General features: G+C 46.4%; 27 protein-coding genes. 23 read left to right on the top strand and 4 right to left on the bottom strand.

Annotated elements, in window-relative coordinates; genetic code table 11:
- The first annotated feature begins 50 nt into the window (after nucleotides 1-50).
- From ITJ88_RS10785 to ITJ88_RS10810, 6 genes are all read left to right on the top strand, one after another.
- A complete protein-coding gene (locus tag ITJ88_RS10785; RefSeq protein WP_023467547.1) occupies nucleotides 51-1007 on the top strand; it encodes an L-lactate dehydrogenase in 957 nt (318 codons plus the stop codon).
- A gap of 256 nt (nucleotides 1008-1263) precedes the next feature.
- Nucleotides 1264-1773 (top strand): GNAT family N-acetyltransferase, encoded by a 510-nt coding sequence (locus tag ITJ88_RS10790; RefSeq protein WP_023467548.1) that lies wholly within the window; start codon nucleotides 1264-1266, stop codon nucleotides 1771-1773.
- A 161-nt stretch (nucleotides 1774-1934) separates the two neighbouring features.
- Entirely contained in the window at nucleotides 1935-2972 is a 1038-nt protein-coding gene (locus ITJ88_RS10795; protein WP_195865654.1) for a M42 family metallopeptidase, read from the top strand.
- A complete protein-coding gene (locus ITJ88_RS10800) occupies nucleotides 2956-3159 on the top strand; it encodes a YqgQ family protein (protein ID WP_023467550.1) in 204 nt (67 codons plus the stop codon). Before ITJ88_RS10795 ends, ITJ88_RS10800 begins: the two co-directional genes overlap by 17 nt.
- Nucleotides 3160-3242: 83 nt before the next feature.
- Nucleotides 3243-4193: an ROK family glucokinase gene (locus tag ITJ88_RS10805; RefSeq protein ID WP_195865655.1), complete on the top strand. Its 951-nt coding sequence runs from the start codon at nucleotides 3243-3245 to the stop codon at nucleotides 4191-4193.
- A gap of 216 nt (nucleotides 4194-4409) precedes the next feature.
- The gene (locus ITJ88_RS10810) at nucleotides 4410-6335 is read left to right on the top strand and encodes an LTA synthase family protein (RefSeq protein WP_058704329.1); all 1926 of its coding nucleotides are present in this window, start codon (nucleotides 4410-4412) and stop codon (nucleotides 6333-6335) included.
- 482 nt (nucleotides 6336-6817) lie between these two features.
- Here ITJ88_RS10810 and ITJ88_RS10815 read toward each other — a convergent pair whose 3' ends face one another.
- The gene (locus tag ITJ88_RS10815; protein WP_023467553.1) at nucleotides 6818-6997 is read right to left on the bottom strand and encodes a DUF2759 domain-containing protein; all 180 of its coding nucleotides are present in this window, start codon (nucleotides 6995-6997) and stop codon (nucleotides 6818-6820) included.
- Nucleotides 6998-7165: 168 nt separating this feature from the next.
- Here ITJ88_RS10815 and ITJ88_RS10820 point away from each other — a divergent pair, with 168 nt between their 5' ends.
- Nucleotides 7166-7783: an MBL fold metallo-hydrolase gene (locus tag ITJ88_RS10820; protein WP_195865656.1), complete on the top strand. Its 618-nt coding sequence runs from the start codon at nucleotides 7166-7168 to the stop codon at nucleotides 7781-7783.
- A 42-nt stretch (nucleotides 7784-7825) separates the two neighbouring features.
- Here the strand turns inward: ITJ88_RS10820 and ITJ88_RS10825 are convergent, their stop codons facing one another.
- The gene (locus tag ITJ88_RS10825; protein ID WP_023467555.1) at nucleotides 7826-8089 is read right to left on the bottom strand and encodes a DUF2626 family protein; all 264 of its coding nucleotides are present in this window, start codon (nucleotides 8087-8089) and stop codon (nucleotides 7826-7828) included.
- Nucleotides 8090-8313: 224 nt separating this feature from the next.
- On the opposite strand from ITJ88_RS10825, the gene ITJ88_RS10830 reads away from it, so the two are divergent.
- From ITJ88_RS10830 to gcvPB, 13 genes are all read left to right on the top strand, one after another.
- Nucleotides 8314-8700 carry a Spx/MgsR family RNA polymerase-binding regulatory protein gene (locus tag ITJ88_RS10830; RefSeq protein WP_023467556.1) on the top strand — a complete coding sequence of 129 codons (387 nt, stop codon included), beginning with the start codon at nucleotides 8314-8316 and terminating at the stop codon, nucleotides 8698-8700.
- A 62-nt stretch (nucleotides 8701-8762) separates the two neighbouring features.
- Nucleotides 8763-9605 (top strand): ATPase, T2SS/T4P/T4SS family, encoded by an 843-nt coding sequence (locus ITJ88_RS10835; RefSeq protein WP_087679860.1) that lies wholly within the window; start codon nucleotides 8763-8765, stop codon nucleotides 9603-9605.
- 14 nt (nucleotides 9606-9619) lie between these two features.
- The gene (locus tag ITJ88_RS10840) at nucleotides 9620-10561 is read left to right on the top strand and encodes a type II secretion system F family protein (protein WP_058265105.1); all 942 of its coding nucleotides are present in this window, start codon (nucleotides 9620-9622) and stop codon (nucleotides 10559-10561) included.
- 17 nt (nucleotides 10562-10578) lie between these two features.
- Nucleotides 10579-10890, top strand: a complete 312-nt coding sequence (locus ITJ88_RS10845) for a competence type IV pilus major pilin ComGC (RefSeq protein WP_195865657.1) — start codon at nucleotides 10579-10581, stop codon at nucleotides 10888-10890.
- Entirely contained in the window at nucleotides 10859-11320 is a 462-nt protein-coding gene (locus tag ITJ88_RS10850) for a type II secretion system protein (protein ID WP_058704325.1), read from the top strand. The genes ITJ88_RS10845 and ITJ88_RS10850 overlap by 32 nt, the downstream gene beginning before the upstream one ends.
- A gap of 5 nt (nucleotides 11321-11325) precedes the next feature.
- Nucleotides 11326-11685 (top strand): type II secretion system protein, encoded by a 360-nt coding sequence (locus tag ITJ88_RS10855; protein ID WP_195865658.1) that lies wholly within the window; start codon nucleotides 11326-11328, stop codon nucleotides 11683-11685.
- Entirely contained in the window at nucleotides 11576-11971 is a 396-nt protein-coding gene (locus tag ITJ88_RS10860; RefSeq protein ID WP_230088813.1) for a hypothetical protein, read from the top strand. The genes ITJ88_RS10855 and ITJ88_RS10860 overlap by 110 nt, the downstream gene beginning before the upstream one ends.
- Entirely contained in the window at nucleotides 11947-12240 is a 294-nt protein-coding gene (locus ITJ88_RS10865) for a hypothetical protein (RefSeq protein WP_195865659.1), read from the top strand. Before ITJ88_RS10860 ends, ITJ88_RS10865 begins: the two co-directional genes overlap by 25 nt.
- A complete protein-coding gene (locus tag ITJ88_RS10870; RefSeq protein ID WP_195865660.1) occupies nucleotides 12233-12718 on the top strand; it encodes a shikimate kinase in 486 nt (161 codons plus the stop codon). The genes ITJ88_RS10865 and ITJ88_RS10870 overlap by 8 nt, the downstream gene beginning before the upstream one ends.
- On the top strand, nucleotides 12715-13029 hold the full coding sequence (locus tag ITJ88_RS10875; protein WP_195865661.1) for a hypothetical protein: 315 nt from the start codon (nucleotides 12715-12717) through the stop codon (nucleotides 13027-13029). The genes ITJ88_RS10870 and ITJ88_RS10875 overlap by 4 nt, the downstream gene beginning before the upstream one ends.
- A gap of 184 nt (nucleotides 13030-13213) precedes the next feature.
- Nucleotides 13214-14296, top strand: a complete 1083-nt coding sequence (gene gcvT / locus ITJ88_RS10880; RefSeq protein ID WP_195865662.1) for a glycine cleavage system aminomethyltransferase GcvT — start codon at nucleotides 13214-13216, stop codon at nucleotides 14294-14296.
- 13 nt (nucleotides 14297-14309) lie between these two features.
- Nucleotides 14310-15656, top strand: coding sequence for an aminomethyl-transferring glycine dehydrogenase subunit GcvPA (gcvPA, locus tag ITJ88_RS10885; RefSeq protein ID WP_056060214.1), 1347 nt, complete (start codon nucleotides 14310-14312; stop codon nucleotides 15654-15656).
- Nucleotides 15649-17118: an aminomethyl-transferring glycine dehydrogenase subunit GcvPB gene (gene gcvPB, locus ITJ88_RS10890; protein WP_195865663.1), complete on the top strand. Its 1470-nt coding sequence runs from the start codon at nucleotides 15649-15651 to the stop codon at nucleotides 17116-17118. The genes gcvPA and gcvPB overlap by 8 nt, the downstream gene beginning before the upstream one ends.
- 66 nt (nucleotides 17119-17184) lie before the next feature.
- On the opposite strand, the gene ITJ88_RS10895 is transcribed toward gcvPB, so the two are convergent.
- A complete protein-coding gene (locus tag ITJ88_RS10895) occupies nucleotides 17185-17565 on the bottom strand; it encodes a rhodanese-like domain-containing protein (RefSeq protein WP_023467569.1) in 381 nt (126 codons plus the stop codon).
- Between the two features lie 138 nt (nucleotides 17566-17703).
- Between ITJ88_RS10895 and ITJ88_RS10900 the strand changes: the two genes are divergently transcribed.
- The 3 genes from ITJ88_RS10900 to hpt all read left to right on the top strand — a co-directional run bounded on the left by ITJ88_RS10900 (nucleotide 17704) and on the right by hpt (nucleotide 19660).
- On the top strand, nucleotides 17704-18534 hold the full coding sequence (locus tag ITJ88_RS10900; protein WP_195865664.1) for a lipoate--protein ligase family protein: 831 nt from the start codon (nucleotides 17704-17706) through the stop codon (nucleotides 18532-18534).
- Nucleotides 18535-18558: 24 nt separating this feature from the next.
- On the top strand, nucleotides 18559-18981 hold the full coding sequence (mntR, locus tag ITJ88_RS10905) for a transcriptional regulator MntR (RefSeq protein WP_035398709.1): 423 nt from the start codon (nucleotides 18559-18561) through the stop codon (nucleotides 18979-18981).
- Nucleotides 18982-19132: 151 nt separating this feature from the next.
- Nucleotides 19133-19660, top strand: a complete 528-nt coding sequence (gene hpt, locus ITJ88_RS10910; protein ID WP_029341088.1) for a hypoxanthine phosphoribosyltransferase — start codon at nucleotides 19133-19135, stop codon at nucleotides 19658-19660.
- A 57-nt stretch (nucleotides 19661-19717) separates the two neighbouring features.
- On the opposite strand, the gene ITJ88_RS10915 is transcribed toward hpt, so the two are convergent.
- The gene (locus tag ITJ88_RS10915; protein ID WP_023467573.1) at nucleotides 19718-20119 is read right to left on the bottom strand and encodes an SA1362 family protein; all 402 of its coding nucleotides are present in this window, start codon (nucleotides 20117-20119) and stop codon (nucleotides 19718-19720) included.
- Nucleotides 20120-20121 lie beyond the last annotated feature (2 nt).

A 20121-nucleotide genomic window follows, 5' to 3' on the forward strand; every position in this document is an offset into this window, starting at 1 on the left:
TGAGATAGTTAACAAACTCTTAGGACGAATGAAAGGGTGGACATAACGATATGGAATTACATGCGAAAGTGACACGGGTAGCCCTCATTGGAGCTGGTGCAGTCGGTTCAAGCTTTGCCTATCAGATGTCAACAGCTGGACTTTGTGAAGAACTCGTCATCATTGATGTCAACAAAGCCAAAGCAGAGGGCGAGGCAATGGACTTAAACCACGGAACACCATTTAGCTCTTCACCGATGCGAATATGGGCTGGTGACTACGCAGACTGCCGCGAAGCGGAAGTCGTCGTCATCACGGCAGGCGCTCCACAAAAACCAGGTGAGACAAGACTCGATCTCGTCGCAAAGAATGCGTTGATCATGAAAGAAATGATTCGTCAAATCATGGATTCTGGTTTTGATGGGATCATCGTTGTGGCTTCCAATCCGGTTGATATCATGGCGCATCTTGCCTGGAAATATTCCGGTCTTCCGAAATCCCGCGTATTTGGATCAGGAACGGTGCTGGATACAGCACGTCTGCGTCAAATGCTTGGAGAATACTTTCACATTGATTCCCGAAATGCCCATGCCTATATTCTTGGCGAACATGGTGACACGGAATTTGCAGCCTGGAGTAACAGCCGCATTTATGGAAAAACGATTGATGAACTACTTGCTGAAGACGATCGTTATTCTCAAGCAGATCTTGATCAAATCTACATCAACGTCCGAGATGCTGCTTATCATATCATCGAGCGCAAAGGGGCAACCTACTATGCGATTGGGCTTGGACTCGTTCGGATCGTTCGTGCCATCCTCGGAAATGAGAACTGTCTATTGACGGTCGGCGCCCATGTCGATGGGCAGTACGGAATTTCCGGTATCCATATTGGAGTTCCCGCCATCATCAATCGTCAAGGTGTGCGTGAAATCATTGAAGTTTCATTGACGGAAGAAGAGTTGAAGAAATTCCATCATTCTGCTGATGTATTACGTCAGACGCTTGAACCCGTCTTGCAAGGATAAGCGTACGCATCATGATGAAGGTATTACGAAATAAAGTAGCAAAAAACTCAAGTGTCGGACTTGCTTCATATTGTCCACACTTGAGTTTTTTTGATGTAGAGAACGAATACATAAAAAATCACATCTATTCGTCCAGTAGTAAAAAGAAAAAAATCTAGGTTTTATTTTACTAGAAAAGGGTTAAGTAAGAGATAGAAGCATTTTTACGTCATTTTTTTGTACGTCATGATACCCAAAAAGGAGAGAACCGACAGTCATGTATACTTTTCGAAAACTAACTAAAGAGGATGCAGAACAATACTGGAATCTACGCCTTGAGGGATTAAAAAATCATCCAGATGCATTCGGTCATTCGTTTGATGATGAACAGCAAACCCCGCTCCGCGAAGTACAAGAAGGACTTGAGGGAGAACCCGACTCCGATGAGGTTTGGCTTGGTATGTTCGACGGTGATACATTGTTTGGGTTTGGTCAGGTCAAACCATATGAATTGTCACGTGAATCGCATAAAGCGATGATTTCTGGAGTATACGTATCACCTGAATATCGCGGTGGTACTGGTCGCGCTTTAATGGAAGCCTTAATCGAGGAAGCGAAGAAGTTACCGGACGTTGAGCAAGTCATTCTTGCCGTTTTATCAGGGAACGAGGCCGCGCAAAATCTTTATGAGTCGCTCGGTTTTGAAGTATATGCCGAAGATCCAGATTCCGTAAAATTAGAAGACGGCACATATCGTGATGATATTTGGATGAAGAAGTACGTCTAATTTCTTCAGATGATGTGGAAAGAAGCTGTAGCAAAAAAAAGTGCTACAGCTTTTTCGCATGGTATCCGTAAGATATCAGTATCGGCAAAGAATGAATATTTGTTATCATGAGAACAAAGCGGATGTCACGTCGTAGTCCGATTGAAAGGGAGCGAATGAACATGAAAGAAGTCATACGTACGATTGAAGAGCTTGTCTCGATTCCGAGTCCAACAGGTTCGACAAAAGAAGCGATTACATATGTAGAAAAGCGATTGATCGCAGAAGGGGTCACGTATCGAAAACTTGAAAAAGGAGCGATTTTAGCGACACTACCTGGTGCTTCAACGCGTACGCGGTTACTGACGGCACACGTCGACACACTAGGAGCGATGGTGAAAGAGATTCTACCAACAGGACGACTTCGTTTATCACAACTAGGGGGATATGCTTGGACAGCGATCGAAGGTGAGAACTGTCTCATTCACAAGATGGACGGTCAAACGGTTTCAGGTACGATCGTGTTCCATCATTCGAGTGTTCATACGTCGCGCGAGACGAACAAAACGGAACGATCCGCTGATAATATCGAAGTACGATTAGACATTCGTTCGACGACAGCAGAAGAGACGCGCGTTGCGGGGATTGAAGTAGGAGACATCGTAACGTTTGATCCGCGATTCCTCTATACGGAAACGGGATTTGTGAAGTCGCGCCATCTCGATGATAAAGCATCCGTTGCTTTGTTACTTGAATTGATCAAGGAATGGAAAACAATCGAGCTGCCACACACGATCCAGATTCTGATTTCAAATTACGAAGAAGTTGGATTCGGTGGGAATGCTGGATTCACGGACGAGGTCGCAGAATACATCGCGGTCGACATGGGAGCGCTAGGAGACGGTCAGCATTCGGATGAATTCACGGTCTCGATCTGTGCGAAAGATGGTTCAGGTCCGTATGACTTGGCTTTACGCCACCAGTTAACGCGCTTAGCACAACGTAATAGTATTCCATATAAGGTTGATATTTATCCGTTCTATAGCTCGGATGCCTCAGCAGCAGTAAGTGCGGGCCACGACGTCCGGCACGGATTGTTCGGTCCGGGAATCGAATCGAGTCATTCGTACGAACGTACACATGAGACGTCGTTACAAGCGACATATGATTTGCTACATGCCTATGTAAAGGAGCCGATGGTCGATGAAGACACTGTATGATGTACAGCAATTACTCAAGACATACGGGACATTCATCTATCTTGGGGACCGAGCGTCCGATATCGCGATGATGATGCTTGAACTCGATGAATTACAAGAAGCAGGCGTTTTGGAACAACGACAGTACGATTCAGCAAAACTAATCTTGCGACATGAATTAAAGCGTTCACAATCCGATAACATTTAAGATTGTGCAACCCTTTGCGCAAACGAGTTATGTCCGGTAAAATGAGGAAGCAGACATTATATGAGTATAGGGGAGACGAAGCAATGAAATGGTTACTCGGCATTGATATCGGCGGAACGACAGTCAAGATGGCAATTTTGGATTTGCAAGGAATCATCGTAGAAAAGTGGGAAATCGAGACGGTCGTTTTGAATGATGGCGTACAAATTCCTGGAGATATCGCAAAATCCTTCTTTGAGAAGTGTCAAGAGAGCAATAAACGACCAGAAGATTTCGTCGGAGCGGGCATCGGTGCGCCGGGATTCATTGATTTCAATACAGGTGTCGTTGAGAAAGCGGTCAATATCGGTTGGAACAACTTTGAACTCATCGGTGAATTCGAGCGTTTGACGGGTTTACCGGCTGTTCTTGAAAATGATGCGAACGCAGCGGCAATCGGTGAGATGTGGAAAGGTGCCGGTAGTGGGGCAACCGAACTCCTTGCGGTCACACTCGGTACGGGCGTCGGTGGTGGTCTGATCACGAACGGACAAATCGTGCATGGTACAGTCGGAATGGCTGGAGAAATCGGTCATATCACGATGTTGCCTGAAGGTGGCGTTCTATGTGGATGTGGTCGCAAAGGATGTCTTGAGACGATCGCGTCAGCAACAGGGATTGCCCGTCTTGGTCTCGAGAAGCGTAAAGGGAAGGAAACGTTACTCAACGACATCAAGGCAGTGACGGCGAAAGACGTATTCGAAGCGTATGAGAAAGGAGACCGGATCGCAACGGAAGTCGTAGAAGAAGTGACGTTCCACCTCGGTCTTGCCATCTCCAACTTAGCGAACAGTATCAACCCGGAAATCATCGTCATCGGTGGTGGTGTCTCAAAAGCTGGCGAGACATTGCTTGCACCACTCCGTCAACAGTTCGAACGCTTTGCTTTACCACGGGTTTTCGGATCGACGACGTTCAAGATTGCCGAGCTTGGAAACGATGCCGGAGTCATCGGCTGTGCATGGCTTGCGAAGCAGATGTTTCTCAAAAAATGATAATATTCAATTTCAGTAAAAGGTTCGCTTCAGCGAATCTTTTTTTTGTTTACAAACGTACAGTAATTGTGTGATTGTTAAGTATCTTCCGGATTCCAGTTGCATTTTTGTAAAACTAAGCGTAAAATTTTCACGTGATATGGGTATATGTAAATTATGATGTAAGTTGTGTGAACTGAAAGCAGAAAGCACATGTAAATTAGGAGGCAGGTTTTTATGCAGCAAGACGCAAACATCTGGTCGCGAATGCGCCTAAAGATGGGTCAAGGCGTTCGCAGCACCTATAAAGAGCATAAGCTCTTTTGGATTGCGACCTTATTGATTTGGTTAAAAACGTATTTAGCGTATACACTCTTCTTCAACGTTCCCGTAACAAACTCTGCGCAAGCATTCATTCTACTAATTAACCCAATTAGTTCAGCGCTCTTCATGTTCGGGTTCAGCTTCTTCTTCCGGGGAAATGTTCAAAAATGGTTCATCTACGGTACATTGTTCGTCGCGACACTCATTTTATATGCGGACATCATTTTCTTCCGCTTCTTTAATGACTATCTGACGTTGCCGGTATTGTTCCAAACATCGAATGCAGAGACCGTTTCTGCATCGCTCGGGTCACTCTTGAATTGGTCCGATTTATTGATCGTCGGTGACTTGATCATCTTACCGTTCTTCTTACGGAAAATGGACATGTCAAAAAACGTTGCGTCACGTGGACGCGCGATTCTCGCATTCGTTGCAGCAGTTGTCGTTTTCCTTGGAAACTTGACGCTTGCTGAGACAGAACGTCCAGAATTGCTCACACGTGCCTTTGACCGAGAACTGCTCGTTAAAAACATCGGAACATTTAACTTCCATATGTATGACGCACTCATTCAGTCGAAGACATCTGCGCAAAAAGCACTCGCAGACAGTTCTGAACTGTCGGAAGTTCAAAGCTTCATTGATTCAAAACATGCCGAACCGAACCCAGCTATGTTCGGAAAGTACAAAGGAAAGAACGTCATCGTCGTTTCCTTTGAGTCGGCACAATCCTTTGCAGTTGGATTAAAAGCACCAAACGGACAAGAGATTACACCGAACCTGAATAAGTTGATCAAGGAATCGCATTCATGGGATAACTTCTATCACAACACAGGACAAGGGAAAACGGCAGATGCTGAGTTCATTCTCGAAAACTCAATCTATCCACTTGGACGCGGTGCAGCATTCTTTACGAACGGAGAAAACGAATTCCGGGCAACTCCTGAAATGTTGAAAGAAGACGGCTATTATTCAGCTGTTTTCCATGCAAACAACAAATCGTTCTGGAACCGAGACATCGTCTACAATAGCTTTGGCGTCGATCGTTTCTTCTCAGAGACGGATTATGACCTAGGTGATCCAGCAGATTTGACGGAGTGGGGCTTGCTCGATGATAAATTCTTTGAACAGTCATTGCCGATGTTGAAAGATTTACCACGTCCGTTCTATTCGAAGTTCATCACATTGACGAACCACTATCCATTTGAGATGCCAAAACCAGAAGATGAACTCGTACCACCGCTTGAGACAAGTTCTACGACGTTGAACCATTATGTTCAGGCACTAGCGTATCAAGATATGGCACTCGGTAAATTCATCGAGGGTCTGAAAAAAGATGGTACGTGGGATGACACGATCTTCATGGTCTATGGCGACCACTATGGTATCTCGACGAACCACAATGCTGCGATGGCAGAACTCATGAACAAAGATGAGTTGACGCCGTATGATGTCGCACAATTGCAACGTGTACCATTCGTGATCCATTTACCGGGTCAAACGAAAGGTGTTAAACATGAAGACGTCGCGAGCCAAATCGATATTAAACCGACATTGCTTCATCTGTTAGGACAAGACTTCAAGAATGAAGTATTGTTCGGTACCGATCTCTTCTCGAAACAGCACAAGGATTATGCGCTGTTCCGCGATGGTTCCGTCATAACAGACAAAACGGTCTATACGCAGGAAACATGTTATGACCGCAAGACAGGTGAAGAAGTAAAAGATGGAGAGTTAGCGGAGATGTGTAAACAATCTACGAAACAATCCGAGAAGGAGTTAGGACTTTCGGATAAAGTCATCTATGGTGACTTGCTCCGTTTCCTTCAAACTTCAAAATAAGATGAGGAAAACGAATCTACTTTCGAGTGGATTCGTTTTTTGTAGAAAGGCAAATCTAAAGAGAGATGCGCGAGGCATCTCTTTTTAGATTTTAGACAAAAGGGCTGACACCAATAAATGACGCATCTTTTCATGCCCTTTCCTCAGGCGAGACACAAAGACCCGCTTTCCCGCTCCATTCGAGCAGGAAAGCGGGCCTTGTTTGTCTCTGACAGCGCGAAATTGCGCTTTTTCCTGTAGGAGTGGCGGGTAACGCGTCATTCTTTTTATACTCGGAAGAAGGGTCAGAGAAGCGTTTTGTTCACTCGACATCGATTCCTAAGAGCGACCCTGCAGCGAAGTGAAGCGGCGCGATGCTTGTTCCAGGAAAACGATTCGAAACGAACAAAAAAAGTACAATCTTTCTCGTTAGAGAAAAATTGCACTTTGTCTTTAGTCTCAAGAGAGATACGTGAGGCATCTCTCTTTTTAGCGTATCTTGATTACGATGGAATACCGCCGTAAATCAATGTCGCAATCCCGAACCAGCCGAATAAGACGACAGTCAGACCTGCGAATACGAGTGGAAACATTTGGCGTTTCTTAAGTGAACGAACGACGGCCCAAACGCCGACGAGTGCGACGAAGAAGAAAAGCCAACCGATTGGTTGATCCAAATGCATGACGTACTCCCCCTTAAACAATCACGTTATGAATTTCACGAAGATTTCACTTAAATCTCACTTTTTAGTTTATCCGACTCGCGGGATAAAGTCGAGAGGGCGTTGCAGGAACTTTCGACAATTTCGTGTATAGTAGGAGAAGAGTCTATTGTAAAGGGGTTTTATAGAATGGAAATCGTAATGATCACTTCCGGTATGGCATCTGAGAATGGTTATTTGTTATTTAAAGACAAGGAATGTCTCGTCATTGATCCGGGTACAGAAGATATGCGGTTTTTCGATGAGATTGAAAGTCGGGGAGCAACATTAAAAGCGATTTTATTGACGCATGCGCATTTTGACCACATCGGAGGTGTGGATATGTTACGACGCTTCACGGAAGCTCCTGTCTACGTGCATACGGAAGAAGCAGGATGGCTTGGTAATCCAGAATGGAATGGTTCAGCGAAATTCGGAATGCCACCGATGCGGATGAAACCAGCAGACCATCTGTTGCAACCAGGACGATTGACGATCGGTAGCTTTTCGATGCATGTACTTGAGACGCCAGGACACTCACCGGGAAGTGTGACGTTCTACTTTAAAGGAGAGCGGATCGCGTTTGGTGGAGACCTCCTGTTCCAGCAAGGCGTCGGACGAACGGATCTATACGGTGGGGATCAAGACGTATTGATGCGTTCACTGGATCGACTCATCGCGGAACTACCGGCAGATACGACGGTTTATCCAGGGCACGGTCCGAGTACGACGATTCGTCAAGAGATGAAATCGAATCCATTCCTATGACTAAAAAAACTCGCCATCCAAAAGGATGACGAGTTTTTTTCATTACATCTGGAAGTTCGACCAGTACGTAAAGACGATGAAAAATACAGTTAAGTAAGCTCCAAAGATATAGACATACGTTTTTTCAGTTAAGCGCAAGTAACCGAGCGCTGCAAAAAATACAGTTTGTGCTAAGAAGACGAAGCCCATGACTAAAAATGAATCCGTATGCTCACTTGAGCTTGCATCGCCACCCAATGCGCCGATAAATGCCATGACTGCGATGATACCAGTCCAGAAACCGAGTACGCGGTACATTCTCCCCATTCCTATAACCCCCTAAATCCGACAGATAGTCAATATACGTACTTATTTTACCAAGCAAACAATCATCCGTCCATCCTGTTCTAGTGATTGTTAAGGAATAACTGTGAACAAAAGATGAAGTTTCAAAAAAAGTTGTACAATAGTTGTACAAAAGGTGTACAAAGTCAAATTGACGTGCTATAGTAACTGTAATGAAGCCCCACACTTTGAGAGGAGGAGCAAAAATGACGAATGAGTTAGTCTTTTTCACATACCCAAGCTGTACATCATGTCGTAAAACGAAATCATGGTTAAAAGAGGAACATGTTGATGTAGAGGAACGTCATCTGTTCAGAAATGCTCCAACAGTTGATGAACTCATGGAACTGTTGAAATTATCGACGGATGGGATTGAAAGTTTGCTCGCAACACGCAGTCAAGCCTTCAAGGATCTCGGCATTGATATTGAAGACATGAAACTCAGTGAGTTATTACGCCTCATGAGTGACAATCCGAAATTATTACGCCGCCCAATCATCACTGATGGAAAACAACTTGTTATCGGATACGATAAACCAGGTCTTGAGACATTGGCGAAGCGTAAACATCGGACAATCGCACACGTATCGTAAAGAAGCCGGTTTGGTCGGCTTCTTTTTTTTGTGTATTGTTTGCGGTAGGGAGGTGAAGAGAAATGAAGGAATGGACGACACAACTCATGGAACGATTCGAATCACTTGGTGCAACAGATGTTCATTTCGTACCGAATGAAGCTTGCGTCCGAATCGTTTGTCGAACGGGTGATGGTTTGTGTGAACAAGAAGAGGTGGAACTGACGCGTTACCGGACACTTGTCAGTCATGTCCGCTATGAGGCGAACTTAAAGGAACAAAATGAGCGGATTCCGCAAAGTGGTTTGTATCCGCACGGGAAAAAGGGCATGCGTGTCTCATTGTTGCCGAGTCGACAAGGGGATGCGATGTCGTGGCGCTTCTATCGTTCAACGGTCTCTCGAGAGACGGCTTTACGAACATTACACAATCAATTGGACTTCGCTTGGTTAGCTGAACAACGACACGGGTGTATCGTCATTTCTGGATCGACAGGTGCAGGAAAGACGACGATGTTATATTCCTTGATGAGTGCAATGGAAGAAAAGCGAATCATCTCGATTGAAGATCCGGTGGAATGTACGGTACCAAACGTCTTACAACTGGAACTAAATGAAAAGGCAGGCTTCACTGCTACGCGATGTTTTGAGGAAATATTGCGAGCGGATCCGGATTGGATTGCTTTTGGTGAGGTGCGGACGAGAGAGGCAGCACGTTTGACGATGAATGCCGCACTTAGTGGTCACGTCGTGTTATTTACGTTACACGCTGGAAGTATTGATGAGGCGCGATTGCGATTGCGCAGTTTAGGGATCGAAGAGTCAGAACTGGCTGTCTGTCAACGCATCATTCATCTCGAGCGAAAAGGAGAGGATGTCCGCTGTACCGTCAGAAACTTACAAGCCGCAATCAAAGTCGGTTCTTAAAACGATATCACCGTTTGTTATCAAAAGGTATTTCCGCGAAAGAGACGTTACTCATTTTAAAACGATTCGAGCGTCAGCCGTTCGCGGAAGTAGTCGGAGAAATGGAACAACGTCTTGAAAAAGGAGACTCCTTTGCAGCATCCCTTGAACCGCTTGCGTTAACGAATACCTTAAAACGACTTCTTTTTGTTGGAGAAAGGACAGAGCGACCGTTGCTCGTTCTTCGCCAAATCGTGAAACTGCTCGACCTCGAAACAGAAATGCGATCGAAGTTTTGGAAGATGATTCGGTATCCGCTTGTTCTAGCGACCAGTCTATTCCTTCTGTTCTTCTTTTATGCCCTCTACGTATTTCCGTCTCTCCTCGAGATGTCGGACCCGAAGACTCTCCCCTCATTTCTTCATCTCCTTCTTCACCCCTCTGCGAAGTATCTACTCGCAAGTATTCCCGTTATTTTGTTGACCTCCGGTTACCTATTTTTTCGCTTCTTTCCGTTAAACCGTATTTTACGACTGAAACCGCTACAGCGATTGATTCGTCTCTACTACAGCTATTTATTCACGATCGAAGTAGGATCGTTCATCGATGCTGGCTTCTCGCTCGAAGAGACCTTTCGTCATCTGGAGCAAGGACAAGCGAATAAAAAAGGACATCTCTATGCTCGTCTACATGCTAAACAACAGGCAGGGGAACCACTTGCAGAAGCGCTTGGCGAAGATGAGATCATCGAAGCCGAGACGATTGGAATCGTCCATTTGGCGCGGGAAAGTGGCGATCTTGGGCCGTTGTTGCTTGAACAAGCAACACTCTTACATGAGTCGATGGAAGAGGAACTAGAGAAAAAGTTGTTATGGATCGAGCCGATTTTGTACGGCGGATTGACGATCATGACGGGAACGTTGTTTCTCATCTTGTATTATCCAATTCAGCTAGCGATACAGCAGCTTCCATTCTAAACAGAGGAGACGATACGATGAAACAATTCTTAAAGCGACAGGATGGATTCACCTTACTTGAGATGGCAGCCGTCTTATTGATCATTTCGTTATTACTGCTCGTTTTGATTCCAACGATGACAAGTGGAAAGGACCAGGCGAAAGGTGTGAGTTGTGAGGCGAACATTCGAGTCATTCGGTCAGAGGTTAATTTGTATTACGCGAAAGAGAAAAAGTACCCGGAATCGCTCCAGACAATCAATCGCGGAACAGCTGAAAAACCGAATGCTCTCGTCTGTGATCAGGAGACGTATACGTATGATTCGAAGACTGGCGAACTTACGAAGTGAACGAGGGTTTACCTTATTTGAGATGACGGCGGTGCTGACAATCATTGCTTGTTTACTTGTTTTTTTATTACCGGCACTGTTTGAAAAACGACCGGACTGGATTCCGCTTGAACAAGAGGTTCGCCTGATGGAACAAGATATTCAGACACTTCGACTCATGCAGTACTCAAAGCAAGATCAAGCATTGATGCAGTTTCGATTTCGAGGAGACGGTACAGGATACCTTGTCCTTGCGGATGACCGGTTGTTATGGCAACGGACATTCCAAAATGGTCATACGTGTACCGTTCCACCCTCGAATCGCATCATCTATTTTAAAAGCTATCACTCGATTTATGCAGCGACTTGGTCTTGCCGTTCGGCAACAGCCGAATATGAAATCAAATTCTTACTTGGGAACTATCAAATGGCAATCCGTAAAGTGAGGTGAGAAGTATGCAGAACGAACGCCAAGCGGGCTTCTCTTTGCTTGAAGTGATGCTCTCGATCGTTGCAATCGGTATCTTCATGATGTTAGCGATTGATCCTTATCTCGATTTACGGACGAAACAAATGAAATGGGAACAAGAGACGGAACAGCTTGAGCAGATGGCTACGGATCAAGTTGAAAACCGAACAGCGTCCTATGTTCTGAAACAAGGAGCGTGGTGCAATGAAACGATGTGTCTTGCGAGCGGAATCCGGAATGACCCTTCTCGAACTATCATTCGTCCTATGGCTGAGCCCACTTCTTCTGCTGGCAATCTTGACATTGACCCCACTCGTTCGTCCGCCGGAAGTCAACCGAATGAATGAAGAATTGTTCTTTCATACCGTGGAACGACTGATGTGGCGCAGTACGATGTGCGAGCGCGTCGGAGACGAGATTCGTGGAATGGACGTCAATCCGGGAGAGACGGCTGAAAAGTGGCGTCTCGTCCGTGTGCAAGATCAACTACGTCTCAAGAAAGAACAGGGAGGTGAACTGACATACGCCCGCGACGTCAAACACTATACCGTGACAGGGGATGCCGAGATTCTCTCAATTCAGTTGAACGACAGCAGACGTTCCTTCCGATGCGTCAGGAAGGATTCGTCTTGATTCAAACGTTACTGTTACTTCTAGGAATGGGAGTCGTGCTCTTGATTTCTTGTCAGCAGATTGACGAAGAGATGCGGCATCATCAGTTAGAGCAAGAAGCGCTCCAACTTGAATCTCTCATCCGAGCGGCGAAAGCAGATTGTACGAAGGACGAGACCCTTCGCTACCCAATCGGACAAGTCAGCTGTACAGCGACCGATAAAGGCTTTAAAATGGAAGCGAGATTAGAGAATGGTCAAAGAATTGAGGCGGTCGTCACACATGAGTAAGGTTTATTTGATTGGGTTTATGGGAACTGGTAAAACAGCCGTCGGACATCGATTGGGTACCCAATACGAGGTCGACGAACTGGATGAACGGTTCGAACAGGAACATGGACAAACGATTACTGCTTTTTTCGCTGAGCATGGCGAAGCAGGGTTTCGTACACATGAAAGCGAATTGTTGAAGAGTAGCAATGCGGAAGTGGTCGTCACAGGTGGCGGGATCGTCGAACGGGAAGAGAACCGACTGTACATGCAGGAGTCCGGAACAGTCGTCTGGATCGATACACCCTTTGATTTGATTTGGGAACGGATCGCCGCTGATCCGAATCGTCCACTCGTGACAGAACGGGAACAAGTGAGACGATTGTTTGAACGTCGCTATTCCTTATATGCTGGAGTAGCTACTGTCCGACTCGAAGGAACGGCATCAATCGAAGAATTAACGCGTGCGATTGAAACTGTATTGGAGGAGAAGTCATGACTTGGATTACGTTAGGTATTATTTTATTGGCTATCATAGGACTCGTTTTGTTCGGATTCAGTCTTTACAAAAAGAAGTTGTCTCAGGATATTCGGCAGTTAAAACAACTGATGGAACGCTTTACGATTCGTCAGCAAACCTTGCAGACGAACATTGATCATACGACGCAGCGAATCGATCAAATCAAAGGGAATATCAATCGAATCACTGAAGAAGGAAATCGTGTGAAGCAAGGAGCGAGCCAATTGGTGACGGAAGGTCGTCGACTCCAGGAGGAAATCAAACGAACTGCCGGAATCAAACAATTTTGAAATGGCTTTCATGGGAAGAATATGAAACAATAGGAGAGAAGGGACAGGGTCCTTTCTCTCTTTTTCGTATGTTCCTTTTTCCGAATAATACTAGATAATTATGATTTTAATTGGTAAGATGGATTTGAAAATGGAACATTAAAGAGAAGAGAGAGTGAAAACGTTCGTAAATAGGGGGATTTGTATGAGTCAAACGACATTGAAAAGAACACCGTTATTCGAAACGGTTTCGCAAACCGGTAAGATGGTGGATTTTGCGGGATTTGAAATGCCAGTTTTGTTTTCCTCGATTAAAGAAGAACACGTTGCAGTAAGGGAGAATGTCGGCATGTTCGATGTTTCGCACATGGGAGAACTGTTCGTCAGCGGACCGGATGCTCTGACGTTTTTACAAGCTACATTATCGAACGATATTTCGAAGATTGCGGTGGGGCAAGCGCAATATAACGTCTTATGCCAAGAAGACGGTGGGACAGTGGATGATTTACTCGTCTATCGTTTGGCAGAAACGGACTATCTTCTCGTCGTCAATGCTTCGAACATTGAAAAAGACGAACAACATTTACGTCACTATCTAACAGGGGACGTCACGCTTGAGAATCAATCGGAACAATATGGTCAAATTGCGGTCCAAGGACCACGTGCGGAAGCCATCCTTTCCGGCATGACACCACTTGCTTTATCAGAGATTGGATTTTTCAAGTTCCAACGGGGGACGGTTGCAGGAGTGGAAATGATTGTCTCACGCAGTGGGTACACAGGGGAAGATGGATTCGAACTCTACATGGCAGCTGGTGACGCACCTGCTGTCTGGCAATCATTGCTTGAGCAAGGTGTCGTACCATGCGGTCTCGGGGCACGTGACACATTACGTTTTGAGGCATGTCTGCCACTTTATGGACATGAATTATCAGCAACGATTTCACCCATCGAAGCGGGAATGGGCTTTGCGGTCAAACCACAAGTCAAACCGTTCGTCGGTTCAGAAGTCTTGTTGCAACAGAAAGAACAAGGAGCACCGCGTCGCTTAATTGGTCTTGAATTACTCGATAAAGGGATTGCGCGTCAAGATGCACCGGTTTGGCATGACGGGGAAGTCGTTGGTGTGGTGACGACAGGTACGTTGCCGCCGACAGTCGGAAAAGCGATTGCTTGGGCACTCGTTCCTGCAGAAGTAGCGGAACAAGAGCAATTTGAAGTGGAAGTACGCGGAAAACGTTTAGCAGCGAAACGAACAGCGACACCGTTTTATCGTCGCACGAAATAAGGGGGATATTTCTATGGATTTTCGTTATTTACCAATGACAGCAGAAGATGAGCAGGCGATGTTACAGACGATCGGTGCAGCATCGATCGAAGATTTACTCGCTGATATCCCGGCATCCGTCCGTGATAACGGTACATTGGAAGAAGTCGGTGTGCCACTTCCGGAAACAGACTTGATTCGGACGCTATCGAAGCTTGCCGACCAAAACATGAATACGAAACAATATCCATCGTTCCTTGGCGCCGGTATCTATGATCACTATGCACCTGCTGTCGTCAATCATATGTTACTGCGCTCAGAGTTTTACACTGCCTATACACCATATCAGCCAGAGATTTCGCAAGGTGAGCTACAAGCGATTTTTGAATTCCAATCGATGATTTGTGAATTGACAGGGATGGATGTCGCGAACTCGTCGATGTATGACGGGATCACGGCGTTAGCGGAAGCGGCCATGCTTGCGTGTGCCCATACGAAGAAAAAGACGATCGTTCTTTCAGACGGCGTTCACCCGGAAGCGCACGATGTCGTTCGGACGTATGCGAACGGTCCAGGACTAAACGTCGAGACGTTGGCGCTTGAGCAAGGTGTCACACGGATCGATCAACTCGATGCCATCGAAGACGTCGCCTGTGTCATCGTGCAGTATCCGAACTTCTACGGTCGTGTCGAAGAACTACAAGCATTGGCCGATGCGACACATGCACGTGGTGCGCTCTTCATCGTCTCTGCGAATCCACTGGCACTCGGTATCTTAGAAGCGCCAGGTAAACTTGGCGCTGACATTACGATCGGAGATTGCCAACCGTTCGGAATTCCACAAAGCTTTGGTGGACCGACATGTGGTTATTTCACGACGACAAAAGCGTTGATGCGTAAGATTCCGGGACGTCTCGTTGGACAGACCGTCGATGAGAATGGAAAACGCGGTTTCGTTCTGACGTTACAAGCACGTGAACAACACATTCGCCGTGACAAGGCGACATCTAACATCTGTTCGAACCAAGCGTTGAATGCACTCGCTGCTTCGATCGCGATGAGTGCACTCGGAAAACGGGGTATCCGGGAACTCGCGACACGTAACTTGCAAACGGCACATGCCTTAAAACAAAAGCTGAAACAGGCTGGCTTTACGATCGTTGACGATGGACCGAGCTTCAATGAATTCGTCGTTACGCTACCAATCGACGCGACACGTGCGAGTCAACAATTGCTCGATCACGGGATCATCGGCGGTTTGCCGTTAGGATCGTATGACGCGGCACGTCAAAATGAAATGCTTGTTTGTGCAACGGAATTACGGACGAATGAAGAGTTGGATCAATTCGTGACAGCGTTAGGGGGACTCACACATGAATGAGCAAACATTGATCTTTGAAATTTCTAAACCGGGTCGTATCGCCTATAGCTTACCGTTACCGACTGTCGATGAGGTGGCAGTAGAAGAATTGTTACCGACCTCGATGTTACGGAAGGAAGACGTGGCGCTACCGGAAGTATCTGAACTGGATCTCGTCCGTCACTACACGGCACTTTCGAACCGTAACCATGGTGTGGATTCTGGATTCTATCCACTCGGGTCATGTACGATGAAATACAACCCGAAAATCAATGAAGATATGGCACGCCTCCCTGGGTTTGCACACATTCACCCGCTTCAACCAGTCGAAAGTGTCCAAGGGGCACTCGGTTTAATGTATGATCTGCAAGAAAAACTCGCAGTCATCACAGGAATGGATGAAGTGACGCTCCAGCCGGCGGCGGGAGCACACGGTGAATGGACAGGCTTGATGCTGATTAAGGCCTACCATCATGCACGTGGTGACTTTAAACGGACGAAAGTCCTCGTACCGGACTCGGCACACGGAACGAACCCGGCATCGGCATCAGTCGCTGGATTTGATACCGTGACGGTCTTATCGGATGAACGTGGTCTGGTTGATTTAGCAGACTTAAAGAAAAAAGTCGGTGACGATACAGCGGCACTCATGTTGACGAATCCAAACACGCTCGGTTTATTCGAGTCGGATATCGTCGAAATCGCAAAAGCGGTTCATGAGGCGGGCGGAAAACTGTACTACGATGGTGCGAACTCGAATGCGATCATGGGCATCGCTCGTCCAGGAGACATGGGCTTTGATGTCGTCCACTTGAACTTGCATAAGACGTTCACAGGACCGCACGGTGGCGGCGGACCAGGGTCGGGTCCAGTAGGGGTCAAACAAGATTTGATTCCGTATTTACCGAAACCGATCGTCCGCAAAGAGGAAGAGCGTTATGTCCTCGACTACGATCGCCCGGAAGCAATCGGTCGTGTTAAACCATTCTACGGTAACTTCGGCATCAACGTGCGTGCCTATAGCTATATTCGGACGATGGGTGGAGCAGGTCTCGCTCGCGTCTCGAAAGAAGCGGTCTTGAATGCGAACTATATGTTGGCTCGTCTCAAAAGTGCGTATGACGCGCCATACGACGTCTATTGCAAGCACGAATTCGTCTTGTCGGGGAAACGTCAAAAAGCACTAGGTGTCCGGACGCTTGACATCGCTAAACGTCTGCTTGACTTTGGATACCATCCACCAACGATCTACTTCCCATTGAACGTCGAGGAGTGTATCATGATCGAACCGACGGAAACAGAATCGAAAGAAACACTCGATGCCTTCTGTGATGCGATGCTCCAGATTGCAAAAGAGGTCGAGGAGACACCGGATGTCGTCTTGAACGCACCACACACGACGATCGTCAAACGGATGGACGAGACGCTTGCTGCTCGAAAACCGGTCTTACGCTACGAACCAAAACAAGAAGTACACGTATAAGCTGTTTCATAAAAAAGAGGATCTCTCCGATGAAGGAGAGATCCTCTTTTTGCGATGAACGAAGCATTAGCTCCGTTTGATTTTTCCTGACCACTGCTTGAATCCGCCTTTTAACTGATACAGATTCGTATAGCCTGCTTTTTTCAAGACTTTTGCAGCCTGTGAAGAACGCATGCTACCTTGGCAATACAAGTAAATCGGCATGTCTTTTCGTAATTCCTTCGAGCGCATCTTCATTTGGCTGACCGGGATGTTACGGGCACCGACGATGTGTCCGCCTTTGAATTCCTGTGTTTCGCGAACATCGACGATTTGTGCTTTACGGTAGTTCGCACGGAATTCTTCTTGCGACAATTTCGTGATGCCTTTGACCGGCATGAAACGCCAAGCGATGTAGGCGATCAGCGCGACCCATAATACGATCGTAATGATAGTTCCAGTTTCCATATTCGACTTCCAACCCCTTCGTTCGTTTAACCTCTGTTTCATTATAGTCAACGAAATCGATTTCGGCAATCGACTCGTGATTGCGCGACCGAGAATGGGTTTGATACACTAAGACGGAAACGTTTTGGGGGTGCTCAAGTGAATAGAGAGTGGCAAGTGTTGACGACGCCGGCGATGGAGCCGGCAATGAACATGGCAATCGATGAAGCATTGATTCAGTTCGTCGGGCGGGGGGAGATCGCACCGACGCTTCGTTTTTACTCATGGGAACCACGTGGATTAAGTGTTGGTCATTTTCAACGGGCAACCCGTGATATCGATCGAAAGCGGATCGCGGAGCTCGGGATTCCGATCGTGCGTCGGATGACAGGAGGGCGCGCTGTCTTGCATGCAGACGAGTTGACATACAGTGTCGTCATCCCAGAAGATACAGAAGGTTTACCACGCACGGTCATCGAAAGTTATCGGATGTTGACGGAAGGGATTCGCAAAGGATACCATCACCTCGGCATTCCGGTCGAATTTTCCGTTCCGTTGACGGAAGAGGAAAAAGAAGAATTACGGAAGCCGAAATCAGCCGTTTGTTTTGATGCAGCATCGTATTATGAACTCGCTGTCGGAAAACGGAAAGTCGCCGGAAGTGCACAAGTCCGCCATCAAGGCGTTGTTCTACAGCACGGTTCGGTCCCACTCTCTGTAGATGAAGGTGAATTATTTGATTGTTTCTTGTATGATGATAAGTCGACGCGCGAGCGGATGAAAGCGCGTTTCTCAGGAAAAGCTGTCGCTTTGAATGAGCTAGCAGGTCGCGCTGTCGCATTTGACGAGGTACGAGAAGCGTTCACGAAAGGCTTTGAAGAGGCGCTTGAGTTGTCGTTCGTTCCGTTGGCGTTCACGAGTGAGCAGTGGCAGGAGATTGAGCGTCTTGCCGAGAAATACCGTAGTGATGAGTGGAACTGGAAACGCTAATGAATGAAATGGGAAGGTGATGTCGTGCCAACTCCGAGTATGGAAGATTATTTGGAACAAATTTATAAACTGATTGAAGATAAGGGATATGCCCGCGTATCGGATATAGCGGAGTCGTTAGGAGTTCATCCGTCCTCAGTAACGAAAATGGTTCAAAAGCTCGACCGGGAGACGTACCTCGTGTATGAAAAGTATCGGGGGCTCATGCTGACGCCTAAAGGACGCAAAATCGGGAAGCGTCTCGTGGAACGACATGCCTTACTTGAAGATTTTCTTCGTCTCGTTGGTGTGGATGAAGAACTGATCTATAAGGATGTCGAAGGAATCGAGCACCATATTAGTATCGAAGCATTGGATAAGATTAACGGAATGATTCAGTTTTTCGCGGAACGTCCTGGTTTAAAAGAGGAACTGCATCGCTATCAACAAGCCCATCCAGAGGATTGAGGCTTGTTTTTTTATATTTCCTTACTAATAAAAAAGTCCATAAACACGAACAATTCATTACATTTTTATGATAAAGTGCGCATTTTAAGGAGGATATGCTATACTGAGCCTGAAAATGGACGAAGGGGGTGACGGGTGTTCGCACCTTGTCATGGAAATCACGATTAAAGAAAAGTTAGTGTCAGAGTCACAACTGAAAGAAAAGGTTCGTGAATTAGCACAACAGATCGAAGCAGATGCGGCTGGGCGTCAAATCGTTCTCGTCGTCGTATTGAAAGGATCGATGGTCTTTGCTGCGGATTTGATGCGCGAAATCAAAGGAAGCGTTCAAATTGATACAGTCGCGTGCTCTTCTTACGGAACAAAGACCGTCTCTTCCGGGCGTGTTCAGTTAAAGAAAGATCTCGATCTCGATGTGCAAGGGAAATATGTCGTCGTCATCGAAGATATCATCGACACAGGGCGGACGCTCCATTTCTTATGTGATCATATGAAATTGCATCAACCTGGAGTTCTCAAAGTATGTACATTGCTTGATAAACCGGCACGTCGTGAAGTAGAACTCGACGCAGACTATGTCGGTTTCGAGATTCCGGATTACTTCGTTGTGGGGTACGGAATCGATTGTGCGGAGGAATATCGCAATCTACCGTATATCGGTTGGGTCGAAACGGATTGAGCACGAAAAAAGGAGGTTCGTCGCATGACGAACCTCCTTTTTAATGTACTTCTGAAATTAGAAAGCACGTTTTTTCTTTTTGCCTTTTTTTCCTTCGATGACTGTCAGATGAGGCGCTTTTGAACGATCGCGCAACGGTCTGACTTTATTCGATGCCGGCGCTTTTGAAGACTTGACCGGTTTTTTCTTAAAGTCTGTCCGGCGAACAGAATTCGAAGAGCCATGCATTTTTTTTGATTGAGCGACGGATTTTCGGTACTGAGCGTTTGCTCCCGTTCCGACGCTTCGATTACGAGTCAGGAACTTAAAGAGCAAGAAGATGATCCCGGCGGTAATCCCGAAGAACAGCAATTGTGAAAACAGACTACTTGGATTATTGACGAGTTTATATCCGAAGCCGACAAAAGCGAACAGTAACACGACGAGTGCAAATGTAGAACCAATGCGTTGTCTGATCATAA

The sequence above is a fragment of the Exiguobacterium abrahamii genome (assembly GCF_015645365.1).
Lineage (GTDB): Bacteria > Bacillota > Bacilli > Exiguobacteriales > Exiguobacteriaceae > Exiguobacterium_A > Exiguobacterium_A abrahamii.

Excerpts from the sequence above, each read along its gene's own strand:
- ITJ88_RS10820 (WP_195865656.1), top strand. The coding sequence starts at position 7,166 with ATGGAAATCGTAATGATCACTTCCGGTATGGCATCTGAGAATGGTTAT.
- ITJ88_RS10815 (WP_023467553.1), bottom strand. The coding sequence starts at position 6,997 with ATGCATTTGGATCAACCAATCGGTTGGCTTTTCTTCTTCGTCGCACTC.
- hpt (WP_029341088.1), top strand. The coding sequence starts at position 19,133 with ATGGAAATCACGATTAAAGAAAAGTTAGTGTCAGAGTCACAACTGAAA.
- ITJ88_RS10810 (WP_058704329.1), top strand. The coding sequence starts at position 4,410 with ATGCAGCAAGACGCAAACATCTGGTCGCGAATGCGCCTAAAGATGGGT.
- gcvT (WP_195865662.1), top strand. The coding sequence starts at position 13,214 with ATGAGTCAAACGACATTGAAAAGAACACCGTTATTCGAAACGGTTTCG.
- ITJ88_RS10795 (WP_195865654.1), top strand. The coding sequence starts at position 1,935 with ATGAAAGAAGTCATACGTACGATTGAAGAGCTTGTCTCGATTCCGAGT.
- ITJ88_RS10800 (WP_023467550.1), top strand. The coding sequence starts at position 2,956 with ATGAAGACACTGTATGATGTACAGCAATTACTCAAGACATACGGGACA.
- gcvPA (WP_056060214.1), top strand. The coding sequence starts at position 14,310 with ATGGATTTTCGTTATTTACCAATGACAGCAGAAGATGAGCAGGCGATG.
- ITJ88_RS10835 (WP_087679860.1), top strand. The coding sequence starts at position 8,763 with ATGAAGGAATGGACGACACAACTCATGGAACGATTCGAATCACTTGGT.
- ITJ88_RS10865 (WP_195865659.1), top strand. The coding sequence starts at position 11,947 with ATGCGTCAGGAAGGATTCGTCTTGATTCAAACGTTACTGTTACTTCTA.
- ITJ88_RS10855 (WP_195865658.1), top strand. The coding sequence starts at position 11,326 with ATGCAGAACGAACGCCAAGCGGGCTTCTCTTTGCTTGAAGTGATGCTC.
- ITJ88_RS10915 (WP_023467573.1), bottom strand. The coding sequence starts at position 20,119 with ATGATCAGACAACGCATTGGTTCTACATTTGCACTCGTCGTGTTACTG.
- ITJ88_RS10790 (WP_023467548.1), top strand. The coding sequence starts at position 1,264 with ATGTATACTTTTCGAAAACTAACTAAAGAGGATGCAGAACAATACTGG.
- ITJ88_RS10830 (WP_023467556.1), top strand. The coding sequence starts at position 8,314 with ATGACGAATGAGTTAGTCTTTTTCACATACCCAAGCTGTACATCATGT.
- gcvPB (WP_195865663.1), top strand. The coding sequence starts at position 15,649 with ATGAATGAGCAAACATTGATCTTTGAAATTTCTAAACCGGGTCGTATC.
- ITJ88_RS10825 (WP_023467555.1), bottom strand. The coding sequence starts at position 8,089 with ATGGGGAGAATGTACCGCGTACTCGGTTTCTGGACTGGTATCATCGCA.
- ITJ88_RS10850 (WP_058704325.1), top strand. The coding sequence starts at position 10,859 with ATGATTCGAAGACTGGCGAACTTACGAAGTGAACGAGGGTTTACCTTA.
- ITJ88_RS10870 (WP_195865660.1), top strand. The coding sequence starts at position 12,233 with ATGAGTAAGGTTTATTTGATTGGGTTTATGGGAACTGGTAAAACAGCC.
- ITJ88_RS10895 (WP_023467569.1), bottom strand. The coding sequence starts at position 17,565 with ATGGAAACTGGAACTATCATTACGATCGTATTATGGGTCGCGCTGATC.
- ITJ88_RS10785 (WP_023467547.1), top strand. The coding sequence starts at position 51 with ATGGAATTACATGCGAAAGTGACACGGGTAGCCCTCATTGGAGCTGGT.
- ITJ88_RS10875 (WP_195865661.1), top strand. The coding sequence starts at position 12,715 with ATGACTTGGATTACGTTAGGTATTATTTTATTGGCTATCATAGGACTC.
- ITJ88_RS10805 (WP_195865655.1), top strand. The coding sequence starts at position 3,243 with ATGAAATGGTTACTCGGCATTGATATCGGCGGAACGACAGTCAAGATG.
- ITJ88_RS10845 (WP_195865657.1), top strand. The coding sequence starts at position 10,579 with ATGAAACAATTCTTAAAGCGACAGGATGGATTCACCTTACTTGAGATG.
- ITJ88_RS10860 (WP_230088813.1), top strand. The coding sequence starts at position 11,576 with ATGACCCTTCTCGAACTATCATTCGTCCTATGGCTGAGCCCACTTCTT.